General features: G+C 33.4%; 3 protein-coding genes. All 3 read right to left on the reverse strand.

Annotation, left to right across the window (positions count from 1 at the left end; genetic code table 11):
- Positions 1-447 (reverse strand): NAD(P)H-dependent oxidoreductase (locus VFS71_RS10215; protein WP_326401098.1); only part of this gene is annotated, 447 nt, incomplete at its 3' end.
- Positions 448-463: 16 nt separating this feature from the next.
- Positions 464-1,435, reverse strand: coding sequence for an alpha/beta hydrolase (locus tag VFS71_RS10220; protein ID WP_326401100.1), 972 nt, complete (start codon positions 1,433-1,435; stop codon positions 464-466).
- A 131-nt stretch (positions 1,436-1,566) separates the two neighbouring features.
- Positions 1,567-2,222, reverse strand: a 656-nt coding sequence (locus VFS71_RS10225) for a helix-turn-helix domain-containing protein (RefSeq protein ID WP_326401101.1), incomplete at its 5' end; no start/stop codon positions are given.

A 2,222-nucleotide genomic window follows, 5' to 3' on the forward strand; every position in this document is an offset into this window, starting at 1 on the left:
TTTGCCTGCAAATAATTTTTGATTAGGATTGTCAAATGCTTCGGCTGGTGCGTTCCAAGTAGCACAAATCATAAATTTTCTACTTTGCATCAGTCCACCTGTTCCGTATTGTTTTGTTGGGTCTTCATTTGTTCTACCGTCTCCGGTTAGTAACGATTTGCTGGCAAATGCACTATTGAACACTTCGTCTACATATTTTTTGTAAATCCACGGTGCACCAAACCAATTTACAGGCGTTTGTAAAATTACAATATCTGCTTGCAAATGCTTTTCTACTTCTTCGTCTGGATTGTAGCCGTCTTCAATTTTTGTTTCTAAAACTTTAAAACCTTTAGATTTGAAAAAGACTTTTGCTTTTTGTATAAATGAGTTATTTAAAGTTCCTTCTGTCAAATTTGGATAAGTTAAATGTGTATTGATTAGCAATACTTTTTTTGATTTTTCCATTCTTAAATGTGTTATATTATTTTAAATTTTCACCAAAAAAGTGAGTCATAGTATTAGCAACCTGATTTACATATTTTGGAATGTCGTATAAGTCCATATGCGTTGCACCTTCAATAATCTTTAATTCTTTTGGACTCGTTACTCTTTTATAAATATCTTCTCCTTGCCAACGTGACCCTGCTTTGCTACCCACAATAATAAGTATTGGTTGCGTAAGTAAAGTTTCAATGCTTGCATAAGCATCAAAGGCCATCATTTTGTCTAAACTTGTAAACAGAAAAAGATTAGTTGAATTAGGATGTTGTGCTCTGGGTGTTCTGTAATAATCGTATGCCTCAATCAAATCATTAGGTGTGTTTGCATTGGGTTTTTCGGGTACATAGTTTATATATATTGGTTTTGCTCCATTTGCTTCTGCGCTACGCTGTTTTGCAACTGCTTCTAATGTTGTTATAGATTCCGAAATAGGCGTTTTTCCGTCCCACCCTTTTTTGTTACCTGTGCTAACAGGACTTGCAACCGCAATTGCTTTTATTCTGTGTTCGGTTTGTGCCGCATTTATAGAATAACCGCCGCCCGCACAAATGCCTATTAATCCAATTTTTTCAGCATCTACAAATTTCAGTGTAGTTACATAATCTACTGCACTTCTAATGTCTTCAACTCTTTGTGTTGGGTCTTCCAAAAATCTTGGCAAGCCTTCACTTTCACCTTGGTGTGAAGCATCAAACGCCAATGCAACATAACCTTGTTCTGCCATTTTTTGAGCATACAAACCCGAAGTTTGTTCTTTCACTCCACCGCCGGGATGAACAGTAATTATTACGGGATATTTTTTGTTTTCATTAAAAGCTGCAGGCAAGTATAAATTTCCTGCCATCTTTAGATTATTGTTGTTGAATGTAACCTTTTCAACCTTTTGTGCTATTGATTTTGTTCCGAATGACAACATTGTAACGAATGTTATCAGAATGATTTTTGCCTTCATTGTTTTATCTTTTAAAATGATAGGGCAAAGATAGAATGTTGAAAAACAGCTAAAGGAAACAGACTACTACAGAAAAAGAAACAAATTACTGATTACAAAAAAACGCCTTGATAAAAGACGTTTCGATTGTATTAGTTTTTGCCGATTGTTTGTAATCGGTATTCTTTTGGTGTGAGGTTGACTTGCTTTTTGAAAAATTTTGAAAAATAATTGGGATACTCAAAACCTAATTCATACGCTACTTCTGTGGTGTTTAGTTTTCGGTCATCTACTAATAATTCTTTCGCTCTTTTAATTACAAAATCGTGAATATTTTCGAGTGCAGATTTATTGGTAAAATGTTTTACAATGTCACCCAAATAATTTGGTGTTAACCCTAGTTTATCTGCAAAATATTGAACATTTGGAAGTTGAGAAATAGGCTGATTGTAATAATCTTTGATACTTTGTTGAAAATCGGTTACGATACGATTATATTCTTTTGGGTCAGTAGAAAATTGTCTTTTGTAAAATGCTTCTACCAACGAAATCAATACATTTACATAAGAAAGTAATACTACAAAATTTTGTCTTTCTTTGTTGTAATACTTAATCATCAGTTTAAAAAGAGTAGTGATTTCTACAATTTCGTTGTCTGTTAGAAATAAAGGTTCGTGCAGACCATAATCAAGATAATTTTTGAATAAAAATCGATTTTCGTCAATAATTTTTTTTGACAATTGCACATACATTCCCTTGTAAGTTGGTTCAATATCCCATCCGCCAATCATTTCAGGACTGTTGAAAA

The organism is Flavobacterium sp. (genome assembly GCF_035760125.1).
Taxonomy (GTDB): domain Bacteria; phylum Bacteroidota; class Bacteroidia; order Flavobacteriales; family Flavobacteriaceae; genus Flavobacterium.